The organism is Paenibacillus antarcticus (genome assembly GCF_001637225.1).
Taxonomy (GTDB): Bacteria; Bacillota; Bacilli; order Paenibacillales; family Paenibacillaceae; genus Paenibacillus_AQ; species Paenibacillus_AQ antarcticus.
This window is the reverse complement of record NZ_LVJI01000015.1, coordinates 224,408-241,201: the sequence shown is the minus strand read 5'-3', so window position 1 is coordinate 241,201 and position 16,794 is coordinate 224,408. Positions and strand designations below refer to the sequence as shown.

29 protein-coding genes are annotated in these 16,794 nt (G+C 41.0%); 28 read left to right on the top strand and 1 reads right to left on the bottom strand.

The genetic code is table 11. From position 1 onward, the window contains the following. The first annotated feature begins 30 nt into the window (after positions 1–30). The 8 genes from PBAT_RS11170 to PBAT_RS11135 all read left to right on the top strand — a co-directional run bounded on the left by PBAT_RS11170 (position 31) and on the right by PBAT_RS11135 (position 4,473). Positions 31–501, top strand: a complete 471-nt coding sequence (locus PBAT_RS11170; RefSeq protein ID WP_068649499.1) for a helix-turn-helix domain-containing protein — start codon at positions 31–33, stop codon at positions 499–501. 96 nt (positions 502–597) lie between these two features. Then, positions 598–912 carry a hypothetical protein gene (locus tag PBAT_RS11165; protein WP_068649497.1) on the top strand — a complete coding sequence of 105 codons (315 nt, stop codon included), beginning with the start codon at positions 598–600 and terminating at the stop codon, positions 910–912. After that, the gene (locus PBAT_RS11160; protein ID WP_068649495.1) at positions 909–1,223 is read left to right on the top strand and encodes a hypothetical protein; all 315 of its coding nucleotides are present in this window, start codon (positions 909–911) and stop codon (positions 1,221–1,223) included. The genes PBAT_RS11165 and PBAT_RS11160 overlap by 4 nt, the downstream gene beginning before the upstream one ends. Before the next feature lie 47 nt (positions 1,224–1,270). Continuing rightward, on the top strand, positions 1,271–2,344 hold the full coding sequence (locus PBAT_RS11155) for a replication protein (RefSeq protein WP_068649493.1): 1,074 nt from the start codon (positions 1,271–1,273) through the stop codon (positions 2,342–2,344). Further along, positions 2,274–2,588, top strand: a complete 315-nt coding sequence (locus PBAT_RS11150) for a replicative helicase loader/inhibitor (protein ID WP_084402973.1) — start codon at positions 2,274–2,276, stop codon at positions 2,586–2,588. Before PBAT_RS11155 ends, PBAT_RS11150 begins: the two co-directional genes overlap by 71 nt. Further along, complete coding sequence (gene dnaB, locus PBAT_RS11145) at positions 2,581–3,894, top strand: replicative DNA helicase (protein ID WP_068649489.1); 1,314 nt, start codon at positions 2,581–2,583, stop codon at positions 3,892–3,894. The genes PBAT_RS11150 and dnaB overlap by 8 nt, the downstream gene beginning before the upstream one ends. Before the next feature lie 38 nt (positions 3,895–3,932). Next, the gene (locus PBAT_RS11140; protein ID WP_068649487.1) at positions 3,933–4,292 is read left to right on the top strand and encodes a hypothetical protein; all 360 of its coding nucleotides are present in this window, start codon (positions 3,933–3,935) and stop codon (positions 4,290–4,292) included. A gap of 1 nt (position 4,293) precedes the next feature. Next, the gene (locus PBAT_RS11135; protein ID WP_068649485.1) at positions 4,294–4,473 is read left to right on the top strand and encodes a hypothetical protein; all 180 of its coding nucleotides are present in this window, start codon (positions 4,294–4,296) and stop codon (positions 4,471–4,473) included. Positions 4,474–4,856: 383 nt separating this feature from the next. On the opposite strand, the gene PBAT_RS11130 is transcribed toward PBAT_RS11135, so the two are convergent. Next, positions 4,857–5,060: a DUF6199 family natural product biosynthesis protein gene (locus tag PBAT_RS11130; protein WP_068649483.1), complete on the bottom strand. Its 204-nt coding sequence runs from the start codon at positions 5,058–5,060 to the stop codon at positions 4,857–4,859. A gap of 81 nt (positions 5,061–5,141) precedes the next feature. Between PBAT_RS11130 and PBAT_RS11125 the strand changes: the two genes are divergently transcribed. The 20 genes from PBAT_RS11125 (at position 5,142) to PBAT_RS11035 (ending at position 16,794) form a co-directional block, all read left to right on the top strand. Then, positions 5,142–5,495, top strand: coding sequence for a hypothetical protein (locus tag PBAT_RS11125; RefSeq protein ID WP_068649481.1), 354 nt, complete (start codon positions 5,142–5,144; stop codon positions 5,493–5,495). Continuing rightward, the gene (locus tag PBAT_RS11120; RefSeq protein ID WP_068649479.1) at positions 5,488–5,736 is read left to right on the top strand and encodes a hypothetical protein; all 249 of its coding nucleotides are present in this window, start codon (positions 5,488–5,490) and stop codon (positions 5,734–5,736) included. The genes PBAT_RS11125 and PBAT_RS11120 overlap by 8 nt, the downstream gene beginning before the upstream one ends. Then, entirely contained in the window at positions 5,733–5,939 is a 207-nt protein-coding gene (locus PBAT_RS11115; RefSeq protein ID WP_068649477.1) for a hypothetical protein, read from the top strand. The genes PBAT_RS11120 and PBAT_RS11115 overlap by 4 nt, the downstream gene beginning before the upstream one ends. 13 nt (positions 5,940–5,952) lie before the next feature. Further along, positions 5,953–6,321: a hypothetical protein gene (locus PBAT_RS11110; protein ID WP_157091316.1), complete on the top strand. Its 369-nt coding sequence runs from the start codon at positions 5,953–5,955 to the stop codon at positions 6,319–6,321. A gap of 306 nt (positions 6,322–6,627) precedes the next feature. Continuing rightward, entirely contained in the window at positions 6,628–7,272 is a 645-nt protein-coding gene (locus tag PBAT_RS11105; protein WP_068649473.1) for a DUF4760 domain-containing protein, read from the top strand. Positions 7,273–7,286: 14 nt separating this feature from the next. Next, entirely contained in the window at positions 7,287–7,421 is a 135-nt protein-coding gene (locus PBAT_RS26230) for a hypothetical protein (protein WP_276326553.1), read from the top strand. A 98-nt stretch (positions 7,422–7,519) separates the two neighbouring features. Then, positions 7,520–8,263: a phage terminase small subunit gene (terS, locus tag PBAT_RS11100; protein ID WP_068649471.1), complete on the top strand. Its 744-nt coding sequence runs from the start codon at positions 7,520–7,522 to the stop codon at positions 8,261–8,263. Then, positions 8,263–9,534: a PBSX family phage terminase large subunit gene (locus PBAT_RS11095; protein ID WP_068649469.1), complete on the top strand. Its 1,272-nt coding sequence runs from the start codon at positions 8,263–8,265 to the stop codon at positions 9,532–9,534. The genes terS and PBAT_RS11095 overlap by 1 nt, the downstream gene beginning before the upstream one ends. 18 nt (positions 9,535–9,552) lie before the next feature. After that, positions 9,553–10,989 carry a phage portal protein gene (locus tag PBAT_RS11090; protein WP_068649467.1) on the top strand — a complete coding sequence of 479 codons (1,437 nt, stop codon included), beginning with the start codon at positions 9,553–9,555 and terminating at the stop codon, positions 10,987–10,989. Next, positions 10,986–12,530 carry a minor capsid protein gene (locus tag PBAT_RS11085; protein WP_068649464.1) on the top strand — a complete coding sequence of 515 codons (1,545 nt, stop codon included), beginning with the start codon at positions 10,986–10,988 and terminating at the stop codon, positions 12,528–12,530. The genes PBAT_RS11090 and PBAT_RS11085 overlap by 4 nt, the downstream gene beginning before the upstream one ends. After that, positions 12,523–12,771, top strand: coding sequence for a hypothetical protein (locus PBAT_RS11080; protein ID WP_068649462.1), 249 nt, complete (start codon positions 12,523–12,525; stop codon positions 12,769–12,771). The genes PBAT_RS11085 and PBAT_RS11080 overlap by 8 nt, the downstream gene beginning before the upstream one ends. 175 nt (positions 12,772–12,946) lie before the next feature. After that, on the top strand, positions 12,947–13,585 hold the full coding sequence (locus PBAT_RS11075) for a phage scaffolding protein (RefSeq protein WP_068649460.1): 639 nt from the start codon (positions 12,947–12,949) through the stop codon (positions 13,583–13,585). A 27-nt stretch (positions 13,586–13,612) separates the two neighbouring features. Further along, on the top strand, positions 13,613–14,566 hold the full coding sequence (locus PBAT_RS11070; protein WP_068649458.1) for a major capsid protein: 954 nt from the start codon (positions 13,613–13,615) through the stop codon (positions 14,564–14,566). Positions 14,567–14,576: 10 nt separating this feature from the next. Then, positions 14,577–14,789: a hypothetical protein gene (locus PBAT_RS11065; protein ID WP_068649456.1), complete on the top strand. Its 213-nt coding sequence runs from the start codon at positions 14,577–14,579 to the stop codon at positions 14,787–14,789. Then, a complete protein-coding gene (locus PBAT_RS11060; RefSeq protein WP_068649454.1) occupies positions 14,776–15,156 on the top strand; it encodes a DNA-packaging protein in 381 nt (126 codons plus the stop codon). Before PBAT_RS11065 ends, PBAT_RS11060 begins: the two co-directional genes overlap by 14 nt. Before the next feature lie 4 nt (positions 15,157–15,160). Further along, positions 15,161–15,517: an ABC transporter ATP-binding protein gene (locus PBAT_RS11055; RefSeq protein WP_068649452.1), complete on the top strand. Its 357-nt coding sequence runs from the start codon at positions 15,161–15,163 to the stop codon at positions 15,515–15,517. Then, the gene (locus PBAT_RS11050; RefSeq protein ID WP_068649450.1) at positions 15,514–15,762 is read left to right on the top strand and encodes a hypothetical protein; all 249 of its coding nucleotides are present in this window, start codon (positions 15,514–15,516) and stop codon (positions 15,760–15,762) included. Before PBAT_RS11055 ends, PBAT_RS11050 begins: the two co-directional genes overlap by 4 nt. After that, on the top strand, positions 15,707–16,180 hold the full coding sequence (locus PBAT_RS11045; RefSeq protein ID WP_246168273.1) for an HK97 gp10 family phage protein: 474 nt from the start codon (positions 15,707–15,709) through the stop codon (positions 16,178–16,180). The genes PBAT_RS11050 and PBAT_RS11045 overlap by 56 nt, the downstream gene beginning before the upstream one ends. Positions 16,181–16,184: 4 nt before the next feature. After that, positions 16,185–16,619: a phage tail terminator family protein gene (locus PBAT_RS11040; protein ID WP_246168272.1), complete on the top strand. Its 435-nt coding sequence runs from the start codon at positions 16,185–16,187 to the stop codon at positions 16,617–16,619. Then, entirely contained in the window at positions 16,612–16,794 is a 183-nt protein-coding gene (locus PBAT_RS11035) for a hypothetical protein (protein WP_068649446.1), read from the top strand. Before PBAT_RS11040 ends, PBAT_RS11035 begins: the two co-directional genes overlap by 8 nt.

The following is a 16,794-nucleotide window of genomic DNA, read 5'->3' as shown; positions in this document are numbered from 1 at the left end:
ATTAACCAAGGAAATCGAGGGGGAATTGAAGTGACGGTAAATAAATTAACAATCAGACAAGCTCGTTGGAACAGCGGATTCACTTTGGAGAAAGTAGCTGAGGAAACTGATATATCTGTCAAGAAAATCGAATGGTATGAAGATAATTCAGGAGAAATTACGCTTAGTGAATCTTTAGTGTTATGTAAATTGTATGGGGTTAAACATGATGACGTTACCTTTGGGTCAATAGAAGATCCTAACGTGAAGAAGGAGTGTTCTTCCCTATATACGCCAGCAAGTAGCATGTCATTTTTAGCAAAGATCGGTTCTAAATTAAAAGATATTAACTTAGCTATTGCATATGATGATGTGCTTTCAGATCGTCATATAGTAGCTAGTATTTTAGATGTACTTTCTGAAATTGAGGTAGAGGAAGAATACCTGACAAACGAGATTTTAGACAAACTTAATGAAATGGGTAATAAAAATCGCCTTAACAATACCTTGGCCGGGCGTTAAGACGAACACAAATCTAATATGGGTTTCCTTGCGCATATTATACATAAGGGTATTCATTTGCGCAAGGGCTGCCTATCAAATAGGAGAGTGCTAGAAATGAAAAATCTTTTATCAAAAGTATTGTCTATCAGAAGCTATTTTATACAAAATAAGTACCTATTCGCATATAAATTTCACTTGGAAACTTCAATCAGATTAGAACGAACTAAGGCTGAGGAAGCAGAATATAAGGCTGCTAAAGCTTTAGAAGAACTTAAAGATATGAAGGTCAAGAAGGATGATTTCTTTGAGCATTTGAGAAGCCAATCGAGTTACCAGGCTAAGTTTATTGAGTTAAATGGACCTCAATGTGAATACACCGAGTATGTTCGAAACATTCTTGCTGATACCAAGAAGGAGGCAACCTCATGAGCGTTGCTGAGAACTCGATGCAAAGTAATTACATGGATACAGACGTGAGCGAGTTGGTTGATTTTCTAAGACCAAGAGAGAAGAAGGCGGACTCTGATTATCAAGGTAAGTACCATTATCTATCCTTTAACTGGAGAGCTTATCCAGTGATGTCAGGAGAGTTTACAAGCGCATTAATGTTTGTCTTGAAAGACGTGGATATGGAAGAATTAAAAGACTTTATCTCTCAATATATTTGGAGATTACTAAATAGCGAAAATAAGGAGCAAGCCATAAGCAATCTTCTAGAGGTAGCATTTGGTAAGGGTTAATTTTGAAAATCACTCATATGGAGAATGGATCTAGGAGTTGAAAGCGGATGGTCAGTCCTCAAAAGAAAAACGGGTATGTCGGTATAGCGAATGAAATTTGGGATGAGATCATCCGCCGTGACTTCACCAAGCGGCAAAAAGATATTCTAATGCTAATTATTCGCTTGTCATACGGATGTAACCGAAAGGTTGCCTTTATCCCGAAGCAGCAGGACTTTACTTTGTGCGGACTAGGTGGAAAGGGTCATGTAGGCGTGGAACTAAAATTCTTAGAACAGTGCAAAGTAATTACTACAGGTCAGCAAAAAGGTGAATTTAAGTTAAACAAAAACTATGACTTATGGGCGATAACGCCCGTTCGGGGTTGGGAACAAGAACGGTTCAATGAACTCATTCACCTTAACCTTATAGAATCAAAAAAAGATAGGAAAATAGACTCTGAATCTGACGAATCTGACTATGAAAAACCACAAACGGAAAGTTACCAAAATGGGAACTTCTTAGATAATGAAAAGTTACCAAAACAGGAACTTATCAAAAAAGTTAAAGTTACCAAAACAGTAACTATGGAAGGGGAAAAGTTACTGAAACGGGAACTTCGAGTTACTGAAACGGGAACTTTGACACCTCTTAAACCCTTACGGGGCAAGGGTTACAGGCTCGCTAAAAAAGGTTTAAAAAAAGAAGTAATTAAAGACAGTAAAGATATGTGTGTTTTTGATTTCGAAACCTTCTGGTCTATCTACCCTCGTAAATTGAGAAAGAAAGACGCTTTGGGAGTGTGGGAAGGGTTATTAAAGAACAAGGTTGATCCCGAGCTTTTGATTCGGTGTACTGAAAATTACGCGGCCTTTTGTAAAGCGTCTGCTAAGGAAGATGAGTACATTCTTCACGCAGCTACTTTTCTAAATGCTAAAAAAGAGCGGTATATGGATTATGAAGAAAAGCGTGACTATTCTCCAAGTAATCCATCCAGTCCCTTAAATCGTAATCTCACTCGTTCTGAAAATAATAAATTACTACTGCAAAAGCGGATGGAGGCGATACGCAATGAACAAGGAGGAAACACTCAAGGTACTTTCTCTGATCAGCACAGCTTACCCAATGGTTCAACTAAGTGAGGAAGCAATTACCCTTTGGACAAACATGCTCTCTGATATCCCATTTGGTCATGCGATTTACAATCTAGAACATCATATAAAGACTATTAAATATTCGCCGACCATTGCGGAGATCCGTGGGAACGCATTAGAGACAGACGCTGAGAGGATGAAGCTTGAAACCCAAGAACGATTCCTCTTGATGGGGCAATGGGAGAAGAACGCAGGACGGCCACTCCTACCAGGTGGTGAAGCAAATGAGTGATCAATATCACCTTGAAGCAGAACAAGCAGTACTTGGTAGTTTACTACTGGATCGAAGCTCTGAAACAGGCGATATCATTACCGAGAGATTGTATCCTGAAGCCTTTTCGCCCGAACACCGAGTCATCTTTGAGACAGTATGTGAATTACATGACTCAGGTAAGCCAATTGATCTAATCACATTAAGCACAGCACTAAAAGATCAAGGAGTACTTGAAGATGTCGGAGGGATAAGTTATTTATCCGATCTTGCTAAAGCCGTACCCACTATTGCGAACTTGCCACATTATGTTTCTATCTTGGAATCGAATGGTCTTAAACAGAAAACGCGCAAAGCTTTGGAGGAACAACAGAAGGCGCTAGAAACAGAAGACGATCCTCGTAAAGTGATTGCGAGTATGCAACTTGATGCGGAAGCGTTAAATGGACAAATTAGGTCAGAACGAACTTTGGTAAGCATCCATAAGGTTATGAATGATCATGAGGACGAACTGGAAGCCCGTGCAGAGGCGAAAGGGCTTAGCGGAATACCAACATGTGGGTCAGACCTAAACAAGCTCACAGGAGGACGACAGAAGCAAGATTTAATTATTGTTGCAGCTCGCCCTTCTGTGGGTAAAACGGCCTTTATGCTAAATGGCGCTTTGTCGGCTGCTCAACATGGAAGTGCAGTTGCTATATTCAGCCTTGAAATGCCAGCGATAAAACTGGGAGAACGCTTGGTAGCCAATATCGGGATGTTGGATGGAACCATCCTGAGAACAGGACATTTAAGCCCTGATGATTGGCCCAAATATACATGCGCTCGCTCAATCCTAAGCACCTTGCCTATATATATCGACGATACACCAGGAATCACAATTCAAGAGATAGCTTCCAAGGTGAAACAACTGAAAAAGATTCATAAGGATTTGCTGATCCAAGTAGATTACCTTCAGTTGATTAATCCTGGGAGGAAATTTCAAAGTCGTGAACAGGAGATCAGCTATATAAGTCGCTCACTCAAACAAATAGCACGGGATAATGACTGTCCGGTGGAAGCGCTAGCCCAGCTCAGTCGGAGTGTAGAACAGCGACAGGACAAGCGTCCTATGATGAGTGATTTACGTGAATCAGGATCCATTGAACAGGATGCTGACGAAATAGACTTTCTCTATCGGGATGACTATTACAACGCTGATACGGAGAAGAAAAACATTGTTGAAATCATCGTTGCAAAAGGGCGTAACACAGGGACGGGATTAGTAGAAATGGTATATCTCAAAAATTTTAGCAGGTTTTGCGATTATGAACGATATCAGTACTGACCCAAACTATATATCCTGCTGGAACAAAGGGGTATTACATGACCAAAATAACACACAGTCTAACAGCGGAAGATAACACCAGAATCATGATCCGTTACGAAGAGGTGTTCATTCGACAAATTGAACTGGCGTACGAATCAAAGAAAATGGACGAGTTAACATACCGGAAGTTTCGATCCGAACGCTGTAATGCTGAAACGTCCGATGAGATTTATGATTATTATCAGCAATTATTTATAAGACTTGCAAACTATCATCAAGAACAATTGCAAGCCCGAATTATTAAAGGTGCGGAATATATAGATTTGATCGGACCTACACATCCGCATTACTCAGCAGCATTAAGAAAATATGAAACTCTTTGTCAACGTCTGAAAGAGAGTAAAAGAGGTTGGTAAGATGGAAATTACAGCATATGATGCTTCTTTGCAAATGCTAGATTCTTTCAAGGGAATTAGGAATATTTACGATCAGCATACGAAGGAACTTTGCTATTTCAATGATGAATATCTCGACTTGACTCATGCATTGGAATTTCTAGAAGTGGACGATTTGGGTGGCTATGAGCTAGTTCGCTAGTTACAGATAAACCGTCGCCATCGGCGCAAGGTTAAGGATGAAATTGAACGGTTACAAACACTGTATGACTATCTGAACCGTCATAAAGGAATGGCGGGAGAGTTAAGCCGTCTTCACCAAACAGTACAAGATATAAGCAAAATTCAAGGTAAACGGAAGTATACAGCTAGAGTCAGAACCGATCTACAGGAGCAATTTGAGCAGCACGATAAAATTAGAGAAGAGGCATACAAATGTATTGAAAGAAATTAAGGGGACAGAGGTAGTAACCTCTCTCTCCACATCATTCCGTTGATTCAAACGATATGATCAGATATTTGTCAAAATCAACCTAAATTATTCCAATAAATATTTCTGAGAAGAAGAAGAGACATGAGAGAGTGTTATGTTAATATTTCTACGATAAAAATGAAGATGCCTGCGACTATTAATAATACCCCAGTAATTTTTGTAAGAGTTAAATAAGTATCGCTTGGCTCTGAATCACCATCTACTTTCCAACCTTCTCTTAGATGCCAAGCGAAGTTAGGATTCAAGATATTCAATATACCAATCGCTATAATTAAAATTCCAGCAAATATGAGCATTTAATTCAACCCCTTTTTATATAAGTACGCAGAAATTAGAAATTTGTTTCATCACTAAAATCAACTGGGAGGTAACCCCTAATGGAGAATAGAGACTGGCAGAAGGATATGGAATATCTCGATAATCTTCATGAAACGAACGGATCTGTTCAAATCGCTGAATACTGGCTCCAACAATACAAACAAGAAGCGAATGAAGCTTGCTATTGGAAAGGTGAAGTGTCAGTCGAAAAAGAAAAATCCGCATACTGGATCTGTAAATACAACGCAGCAGAGCAAAAGTATCTTACTCAGTCTAATGTGATAGCTGAGTTGAGGGTGAGGGCAGAGAGTGCAGAAGCATTGCATAAAGAATGGAAGGAAGCGTATTGGTCACTACATGCAAAATATACAGCCCTTTATCCCTTAGATAGGGAGGAGAACGGTAATGTGTAAATGCCTACAAGAACTAGCCAGTCAACATTCCAAGAGTAGTCGCCAAAACCGAAGGGATGCAGAGGTTCAAACAAGTGTGAATATTAACATCACAATCAGACCCTATACTTTTGATGATAAAAAGGGTACTCGGCTTTCCAAAACGGCGATAAATAAGGAAATCCCACCTAAGTTCTGTCCGATCTGTGGTAAAAAGGTACACGGGTATCAAGAAGCCAATACCGCGGGGGCTAGAGCATGAGTGATACTGTAACAGCTAAGACATTTTGGGTATGGACGGACAAGGCAGCGGCAAAGAACCCGGCATACAGCCGATCAGGAGAACCAGTATGGGAAAAAGACCTATACAACGCTCCACAATGGATGATAGACCAAGGACTGATACAAGATGCAGGAGACGTGGACAAGGAAGGTCAAATGAGCATATTCGATTTAATGGGGTGAATATATGGGGGCGATGGAACAATTGGAACTATTCCCGAAGGCGACAGAGTCAGACATTGAGTTAGCGATTCAATTTCTAATAGAATACCCTGAAATGATGGCCGCTTTGAAAGCAATGGATCGTATAGGCGAGCTCTCACCATCCCAGAAACTATTGTATGCGAGCTATAAAGATAAGGTGGAAACCATTAACATAGCGGTTAGTTCTATTATTGATGAAGAAGTAAAGGACATTATACAACATCGTTACTTTAAGGTTAGTAGAAGAAAATACACCGTTATGAGGTTCCAAGGTAAGATGTCCGAAAGCACGATTGACCGAAGAATTGAAAAGGGACTCATAACTATAACGAACACTTTGAAAGTTGCTGGGATCATCTAAAATATGACGGTATCATGACGATAATTTGAAGGCTGAACACTATTAAAGTAGGGACATAGAGCTAACGCTCGGGTGTCCCTGCTAACCCTTACCTTGGCAGGACTCGGCTGTGCTGTAGGTCATTATATGACCGTAGACGTGGATCGTCAAGGGTGCTGTGCGGGGGACTAGGGTTAAGACTACTCTATTTATATTATGACCTTTTGGTGTATACAGGTTCGAATCCTGTAGAGGTCTTACAAAGTGAATGGTGCGAAAGAGGTAAATCCTTCTGGATGTCGAAATATGACAATAGGGGGGGATTAAATGAATTGGTGGGATGCAACGAAGGAAATTCTTGACGCTCTATATAAACTATCAGGGATTGTATTAGTGCTAGGAGTTTTTTTAGGTCTAGTTCAGCTTCGTATGCTAAAAAAAGATATTGATGATAGAAATCAAAGAAGTGCAGCAGAAAAAAGTATGGAGTATTTAGCGTATTTTGAAAAGGAAATTATACCATTAACTTCAGAGTTTTTTCAAAAGGTGTCCAAAGAGATAGAAAACCCTGCTGATTTTAAGCATTTGGTTAATGCTAATTTTCATATTAGTGAAGATGATTTGACTAAAGAATTGTATGCTGAGTTAATTGTGAAACAAAGATTTGAAATCCTACCTATTCTGAATCGGCTAGAATTTTTTAGTGCGGTTATAGATTGCAGAATTACTAATGAAGAGTTATTGTATGTACCGTTGTCGAGGGTCTTTTGCAATTTTGTTGAAAGGGAGTACATTTTTATATCATTTCTTAGGTTAAAGGGAAGAGGACCATTTAAAAACCTGGTGTCACTATACATAAAGTGGTCCAAAAGAATAGAAGTTGATAAATTGAATTTGCAAAAATTAGAGACTGAGCATAAGATAAAGCAATACGGAAATGATTATAAAAGTTCTCCACCAATTGGACTTTGAGGAGGATGTGTGAAATGAAAGAAGATTTGATGGAGAAATCCTATGAGGAATTGAAAAAAATTCTTGAGAAAGACATGGAAGAAGCCGTATTCAGGTTTTCGGTTATTGAATTCACAAAAACACAAAATGAATTTAAAGTTAACGTTTAAAATTAACGATGAAAAGCACCCTAACCGGTGCTTTTTCTTTTGCCTTCATAGCTATAAAGTTACAAAACAAACACAACGTCGGGGGTGGTGATAATGTAGTGGCTGATAATCACGTTTTAGCCGAGAAAGATTACGTCGATGGTCTTAAATATAAAGAGATTGCAGATAAATATGGCGTATCCATTAATACAGTAAAGAGTTGGAAACAACGTTATGCATGGGAACGCCAAAAGGGTGCACACAAACCAAATGGTATGCACACAAACAAAGGAGGCGCACCTCCTAGTAATCAAAATGCCAAAGGGAACAGCGGTGGTGCGGCGCCCAAGAAGAACGATAATGCTGTCACTCATGGCTTCTTCCGCAAGTTTCTACCAGATGACACATTAGAGATCATGGAAGAGATCGAGACACGTTCCCCATTAGATATGATGTGGGATCAGATAACGATTCAATATGCTGCCATACTGAGGGCCCAACAGATCATGTTCGTCCAGAATAAAGACGAGATGATTAAGGAAATTAAGAAGCGTAAATATGAGGTCCATGATATAGGTGATGATAAGCCACAAATGGAGCAAGTAGTTACCGAGGAAGAGTATGAGTTCCAGTTCTCTTGGGATCGTCATGCAACGTTCTTAACGGCCCAGAGTAGGGCCATGAGTACTCTTCAAAGCATGATTAAGCAGTATGAAGATATGTGTCGTCAAGGTCATGCAGACGAAGAGCAACAGCTTAAGATAAGCAAGTTAAAAGGCGAGGTATCTATCATTGAGCAGAAGTTGAACAAGGATGATGATAAGCCGATTGAGATCATGATAAGGCGTAAGGGTGATACCTAATGATTGAAAAAGAGGTAAACCCACATTTTGAAGATTTCTTATTCGATTGGTCAACAAAGTTTCAGTTCCTTGTTGGTGGTTATGGGTCGTCTAAGAGCTATCACGTTGCATTAAAACTCATTCTCAAGCTATTAAGTGAGAAGCGCACAGCCTTGGTTGTTCGTGAGGTATATGACACTCATAGGGACTCAACATTCTCCTTATTAGAAGAGATCGTAATTGATTTAGAGTTAGATCACAAAATCAAGTGTATGACATCACCTATGCAACTGCGCTTTCCTAATGGTAGTAAGATCATATTCAAAGGTATGGATAAGCCGGCAAAGCTCAAATCAATCAACAATGTATCTATTGTATGGATTGAAGAGTGTTCAGAGGTTAAGTATGCAGGGTTCAAGGAGTTGTTAGGGCGTTTACGGCATCCAACTCTAGACCTTCATATGTTACTGTCAACAAATCCTGTAGGTGAAGATAATTGGTCGTTCAAGCACTTCTTCAAGGATGACCAGAACAGAAGAATTGTATTAGATGATAATGAACTATATGAAAAACGTACAGTCATAACGAACGACACCTATTATCATCACTCAACAGCGGATGATAATTTATTTTTGCCTGAAAGCTACATTAAGCAGCTAGATGAAATGGAAGATTACGACCCAGACCTTCACCGTATAGCGCGGAAAGGTCGTTTTGGCGTGAACGGAATACGAGTATTACCACAGTTCGAGGACTGGCCGCGCGAGAGGGTTATGGAAGCCATAGGAACTATCAGAGACCCGATCGAACGTGTAGGTATGGACTTTGGTTTTGAAGATTCTTATAACGCTATTGTCCGTATGGCTGTGGATCACAAACAAAAGATACTTTATATCTACTGGCAGTATTACAAAAACAAAATGACTGACGACCACACAGCCGTGGAGATAGACGAGTTCAGGCAATCCGAAGAGTTGATCATTGCTGATAGTGCTGAGCCTAAGACAATCCAATACTTTAAGCAAAAAGGATTTCGTATGAAGGGCGCTAAGAAGTTTCAAGGTTCGAGGTTAGCTAACACCAAGAAGGTCAAGCGATTTAAAAAGATCATTTGTTCATCTGATTGCGTGGACGTTGTGCGTGAGCTGAAGTATCTAACGTACAAGCTCGATAAGAACGGTCACATCATACCTGATGAATTCTCAATAGATCCTCATACCTTCTCGGCCATATGGTACGGGTTAGATGGATACGAGGTATCGGATCTTAAGGGTGGTAGCATCTCATTTTGATTAGGAAGGAGGCAGGCGATGAATACAGATATCCAAGCGATAATAGAAGGTAATGCGCCTATGTCACTAGAACAGATCATCAAGCAAGAGGTTGATGATTGGGTGAGTAGTGAGGTGTACAGGTGGATGCTTGCGGGACAGCAGTATTATCTCGGCAAGACAGATATATTAAACAGAAAACGACTTATTATAGGCCCTGGCGGTGAAATGATTGAAGATACCAATCTATCTAATAACAAGTTGGTGCATAACTTCACACGAAAGCTAGTGGATCAGAAGGTTGGGTATCTCTTATCTAAGGAAATGAGCATCCAAACGGAAAATAAGATATATCAGGAAGCCTTGGCGACATTGTTTGACCAAAGCATGAACCGCACCATTAAGAACCTTGGTAAAGAAACCATCAATAAAGGTATAGCGTGGTTACATGTGCACTATAACGAAGAAGGCATTCTAAGCTTCAAACGGATGCGGTCTGATGAGATCATTCCGATATGGCTAGACGAGGACCATACGGAGCTACAGGCGGTTATTAGGCGCTACACGATCGAGACTTACGAAGCTACCACTAAGAAGGAAGTTGTCAAAGTTGAGTGGTGGGACACAAACGGAGTTAAGAGATATACGTATGATGGCGGGGTCGTTCCTGACGATGATTCTATAGGTAACCACTTTGTGATGGAATGGCAGGGAGAAGAGAAACCGTTGAACTGGGAGCGAGTGCCGTTCATACCATTTAAGGCGAACGATGAGGAGCAGCCATTGATTGAGCTTATTAAGTCGTTAGTGGATGATTACGACCTAAAGTCATCGGACAATTCAAACAACCTACAGGATTTGCCTAACAGTATTTATGTGCTGAAAGATTATGACGGCACTGACTTGGGGCAGTTCAGATACAACCTCGCTGCTTATCGAGCCGTTAAGGTCACAGGCGAAGGCGGTGTGGATACATTAGATTTAACCATCGATACCGAAGCCTTCAAGACGCACCAGGACATGACGAGAAAGAATATTTATGAGTTTGGTCGTGGCGTAGATATAGGGACAGAGAACTTCAATGGGGCTACTGGTGTAGCACTGAAACAGCTATACAACGATTTGGATATGGATGCTAACATCCTTGAAACAGAATTCCAAGCAAGTTTCGAACAATTGCTGTGGTTTATTGATACCCACTTAGCCAATACAGGTATAGGTGATTTTGCTGATGAAGATGTTGAATTCATCTTTAACCGAGATATCCTAGTAAATGAAACGGATGCCATCACGAATGCCAAGAACAGCGTGGGAATCATTTCAGATGAAACCATTACAGCTAATCATCCATGGACGAAAGATATACAAGCGGAGTTAGATCGCATCAAGAAAGAAAAAGAGTCGGTCATGGATGATTACCCTAGCTTGGATCCAGTAGATCAAACGTCTATTCCTAAAGTAGCTGATGAAGAATGAAGCCAGACTATTGGAAGAAGCGTAGTGAGCAGATAGCCCGGCGCCAATTCATCAAGGCAGATGCCTTTGAGGTTGCACAGCGTAAAGAATACGACAAAGCTATGAAGAGCATGCAAAGGGATATTGAGGTATTCTATCAGCGCTATTCAACTAATAATGAAGTCACAATGTCCGAGGCTCGTAAACAGCTCACGGCAGGCGAACTAAAAGAATTCAAGATGACATTAGAGGAATTCACCTCTAAAGCCAAAGATAATGCAGATGGTCGATGGACACAAGAGTTAAACAATGTGTATTACAAGACTCGTGTGACTCGATTAGAAGCGTTACAAACTCAGATCGGGCAACACTCAGAAATGCTTGCAGGAAGTCGGCAGGAAAGCACAGAGAAGCTTTTAGGCGACATCTATACGGATACCTATTACCGCAATATTTATGAGATTCAAAAAGGTTTTGGAATTGGCGGTTCATTTGCTCATGTAGATGATGAGGGATTGAAAAAGGTATTGGGGTCAAAGTTGGATGGTCGTAACTGGTCACAACGGATATGGGGTGATCGTTCTAAGGTACGCCAAGAGCTCCAAACCAAGTTATCGCAATCCTTTATACGTGGAGACAGCATTGATCGAACCGTAAAAAGCGTGGTCGAACGAATGAGTGTATCGCGCTCCAACGCTGAACGACTGGTTCAGACAGAGAGTGCTTTTTTCGCTGGGCAAGCAACTGCCGCTGGGTACAAGGAAAGCGGTGTAGTTAAGCAATATGAGGTATTAGCAACATTAGATACTCGTACAAGCTCAGTATGCAGGGGAATGGATGGCAAGGTGTTCAATCTGTCCGAAATGGAAGTTAACGTTAACTACCCACCATTTCATGCGAGGTGTCGTACAACAACTGTTGCACACTTTGATGACGATGAGGGTCTTGGTGAGCGTATAGCAATGGATCCTGATGGTACCACCTACTATGTTCCTGAGAATATGAAGTATGACGATTGGTATCAAAAACATGTAGTTGATAAATACGGGCAAGATAATGCGGACATTATAAGAAAGAAAGTTGATAGTGAATCAACTGATAAAAATCAATTTGCTCAATACAAGGAAGTTTTAGGAAGTAATGTTCCTAAATCCTTTGCTGCTTTCCAGGACATGAAGTATAATAAGCCTGAAGAATGGTTGACCACGAAAGACTTGTATCGGAATGTTAATTGGCAACTAAAAGCTCAAAAGAACATCATAGAGGGTAGCGTTCATAGGGTAGATGGAATAGGCGTACCTAATAGTGTGTTTGATAACTATAAAGATGGTAAACTTGATGCAAGGCGCTACTATGGCTCGACCGGAAAACCAAGACTAGACATTGACTTTAACGATCATAAAAGACCTAAATATCATCCAATCGTGCCGCACTCACATAGTTGGCTATCAAAAGGCGAGAACACGGATGATGTGAGTAGAGAGTCCAAAGGGAGAGAACTTAGTAGAGCTGAAAAAATAGCTAATAAGAAAGCCATAGAAAGGAGCAAAGGGTATGAGTGACGATCGGTTCAAGGATTTACAAGATCTAAAGGAATCGATAGAGATTGGTCTTGAGATCGAATTTTACTTATACGGGGATCATTACTATATCGGTGCTCCTCAAGGCGAATTACTTATAGCTCTTGGTCCTGATGATGAGGGTGACGTATATATTGATGCAGATGATATGTTGACTAATCACAAGATTAACGGAATACCTCTCAAAGATATTTGGCAAGACATTAAAATAGACAGAATGTAACTAAGTACTTTCAACCATAACTGGTAGGGGTGCTTTTTATTATGTCTTCTAAAGATTCTGCCCTGTCGTATGGCATATAACTAGGCGCTGCCCTCTTTAAAGGTTCGGGGTAAATTGAACGCACTCCTAGCGTGAGGTGGACACGTAAATAAAACATAAAGGGATTGATGAATAGATGGATTTGAAAGAGTTGTTAGGCGAGGAATTGTATAACCAGATTGTTGCAAAGGCTGGAGATAAGAAACTGGCAGTCGTGAATGATGGTAATTGGTTCCCGAAGGAAAAGTTTGATGAGGTCAATATAGCTAAGAAGCAAGCGGAATCAGATCTGAAGGATCGGGATAATCAGTTGTCTGACTTGAAGAAGTCTACTGGTGATAACAAAGTGCTTCAAGATCAAATCACACAGCTGCAGACAGACAACAAGACGGCATCAGATAAGTACGAAGCCGAGGTAAAGACATTACGAATCAACACAGCGTTAAAGTTGGCTCTTGCCACTGATACACACGATCCTGATCTAGTTGCTGGTTTGCTAGACAAAACAAAAATTGAATTAGATGAATCCGGCAACGTCAAATCAGGGCTGGACGATCAGATCAAGAGTCTTCGTGAATCGAAGGCTTTTTTGTTTGTCGAAAAACAAGACGGTGAGCCACGTTTCAAAGGCGCTAAACCTCCTGAGGGTGGTGGTAATAAAGGTGGAGGTCAGCCGAACCCATGGAAGAAAGATACGCTGAACTATACCGAGCAAGGCAAGATTTTACGGGAGAATCCCGACCTAGCCAAACAGTTACAAGCTGCGGCGAAGTAAACAAATAAACTATGAGGTGATTTAATAATGGCTACTAAAATTGCAGATGTAATCGTTCCTGAGGTGTTTAACCCTTATTTGATTCAACGCACAGCGGAGCTTTCCGCACTAACTCAATCCGGGATCATCGTAAATGACCCACAATTGAATGCATTAGCAACAAGCGGTGGAACGATTCTTAATATGCCATTCTGGGATGACCTAACAGGAGAATCAGAAGTATTAAGTGACTCTACTCCTCTAAGTGTGAAGAAAATTGTAGCCAATAAAGACATGTCCCGTTTGCATACACGTGGTAACGCATGGGGCGCTAATGACTTAGCGAAGGCTTTGTCTGGTGATGATCCAATGAGAGCGGTGGGTGACTTACTGGCATCGTATTGGGCGCGAGATCAACAAAAGATGTTATTCAGCACATTGAAGGGTGTATTTGCAGCAACAACTATGGCGGGGAACTTACATGACATTTCCGCTGGTACTGGTGCCGCTGCCGTGATCGACGCAACTACAGTTATTGATGCACAGACTAAATTGGGTGATGCTGCTGATAAATTGACTGCATTCTCAATGCACTCAGCAGTATACGCTAAACTTCAAAAAGATCGACTGATTGTGTATAAGGTTGATCCAGTGACAGGCGTATCATTCCCGACATACCTGGATAAGCGAGTTATTGTAGATGATGGACATCCAGTTGCAGCAGGAGTTTATACCACGTACCTGTTTGGCGGTGGAGCAGTTGGTTTTGGTCAAGGTGCGGCTCCTGTTCCAACAGAGACAGATCGTGACAGCCTACAAGGTGACGATATCCTTATTAACCGTCAACATTTCATTCTGCATCCTCGTGGCGTGAAATGGACTGAAGATGCAGTTGTGGGCGTATCACCTACAAATGCTGAACTAGCAACGGCTGCGAACTGGTCAAGAGTTTACGAGAATAAGAACATTCGAATTGTGAAATTCGTTCATAAATTAGCATAGGAGGTACGATATGGGACTTTCATCGTTTAACCGCGCACGTCGGCTTGCAGCTGAAAAGGCTCTAGAAGAATCTCAAGAAAAACCATTGGATAAAATGTCTGTGGCTGAACTTAAAGAAAATGCAGCAGAGAATGAAATTGATCTAGGAGATGCGACAAAGAAACCTGAGATCATAGCATTAATCCTTGCCGCTTCAGGGGGCGGTGGAGATGGCGATAGCTGACCCTAGTGAAGTATTAGAAACAGTGAAACTTCGCTTACAACTGACTGGCATCACTTTGGATGCGCTGATCAACTCCTATGTCAGGGAGATTGGTCGGCGTATTAAGCATTTTTGTAATGTCGAAGAAATACCCGAAGCGCTTACTGACACATGGACTAGTATGGTCATGGATGCAGTGCGTGTAGAACTGCCTAATGTGGATGAGATCAACGAGTCAGCAGGGGGAGTGGATAACGTCAAGATAGGCGACACATCGATCTCTCCTGTTGGTTCATCGGGACTTTCAAACACAGCCAAGACAGTAATCGATAAGGTTGTGTTGAATTACCGAATTGATCTAACTCGCTATAGAAAATTGAGGTGGTAGTGTAATGAACCTTAGAAGGTACCGTAGAGCAATTGAGAAGCTATATGAGGACAAATGTACTATCAGTCGATATGGACCTGTTAAACAGCCGAACGGGAGTACTAAGCATGAATTGTACGTTGTGTATACTGATATGCCTTGTCGAATCTCTCAAAAGTCACTAGGGGCTAACGGACAAACCGAATCGGCTAATACCATTTCATATGAAACAAAGCTTTTTATCTCTCCGGACATTGAGGTTAAACAAGGGGACACAATCAAGGTAACGCGTGGGACTCTAGAACACTTGTATACGGCAGGAGAACCTTTTCCCTACCAAACACATCAAGAACTAAGCATTCAAAGGAGTGTGAAGGCGTGAGTGGAACAGTGAAGCGGATTTACCCTGAAAGTAAAACCGGATTGATTAATTATATAGAGGAAAATTTCCATAGCATTGATCAATTTGTTATTACGCTACTTATGAAAGATGGAACGTCTCTCACGGTCTATGATACCTACACCTATCTTGAAGCTCTTGGACTAACAGAAATACAACGAGATTGCATTCATGAAGATGCACACAATGATTGTTTCATTTGTAAGAAAAGGTTATCTGATGGCTAAATGGGGTAGTTTTGATTTCGGGCAGATGGAACAAATGGCGAAGAGATTTAAAACAGCAACGGACCAGCGTGTTATTGATCGTTGGATACGTGAGTTCCTGTTGGAAATGGCCTATCGTGCAGATCGGAAGATCAAAAAGCGTACGCCTGTAGGTGACACAGGAGAGTTAAGGCGCAATTGGCAAGTGGGCAAAGTGGAGAAACTAGGTGGTGGCTATGTCATTGAGATATTCAATAACACTGACTACGCTTCCTATGTAGAACACGGACATCGTACTGGCAAAGACTTAACTGGATGGGTTGAAGGTCGATTCATGATGACCGTATCCATGCAAGAGATGGAACGCGAGTTACCGAGATATATAGAAAAGAAACAACTAGAGTTACTCAATCAATTAATGAACGGCCGTAAGGGGTGAAGCCGTGGTAACGATAAACAATGTGCTTGATGGCATGATATTAAACTTAAGCCAAGCCTTCCCCAACGCAACCATATATGAAGAAGAGATCAAGCAGGGCTTAGTGGAGCCTTGCTTTTTTGTTAAGCTTTTTCCCGTCGCTCAGGATAAAGAATTTGGTAGGCGCTATAAGCGCTATCACACATTTGATGTGCATTACTTCCCACTATCACAAGAAGACGCAAATGTTGAGATGCATGATGTAGCTGAGAAGCTATATGACGCACTGGAATGGATATCAATCGGTTCGGGTTCACATCATGGATCCAAGATGACTCATGAAATCATTGACGGTGTTCTTCATTTTTCCGTTTCATATGATTTTCATGTTATGCGTCCAAAGAAAGAATATCCGAAGATGCAAACTCTCACTAAGGAGGGATTTATTAAAAATGGCTAAAGCTGAAGATAAACAGGAAGTTACTCAAGGGTATACCAAATCACAGATTACGGAATCTAAGAAGTTCGCAGAGAATCAAGATGTTCTGAACGGACTCTTAGAAGATGGTAAGACATACACGATTGAAGAGGTTGAAAATATCATCAAAACATTCTTAGGAAAGGAAGTGAAGTAA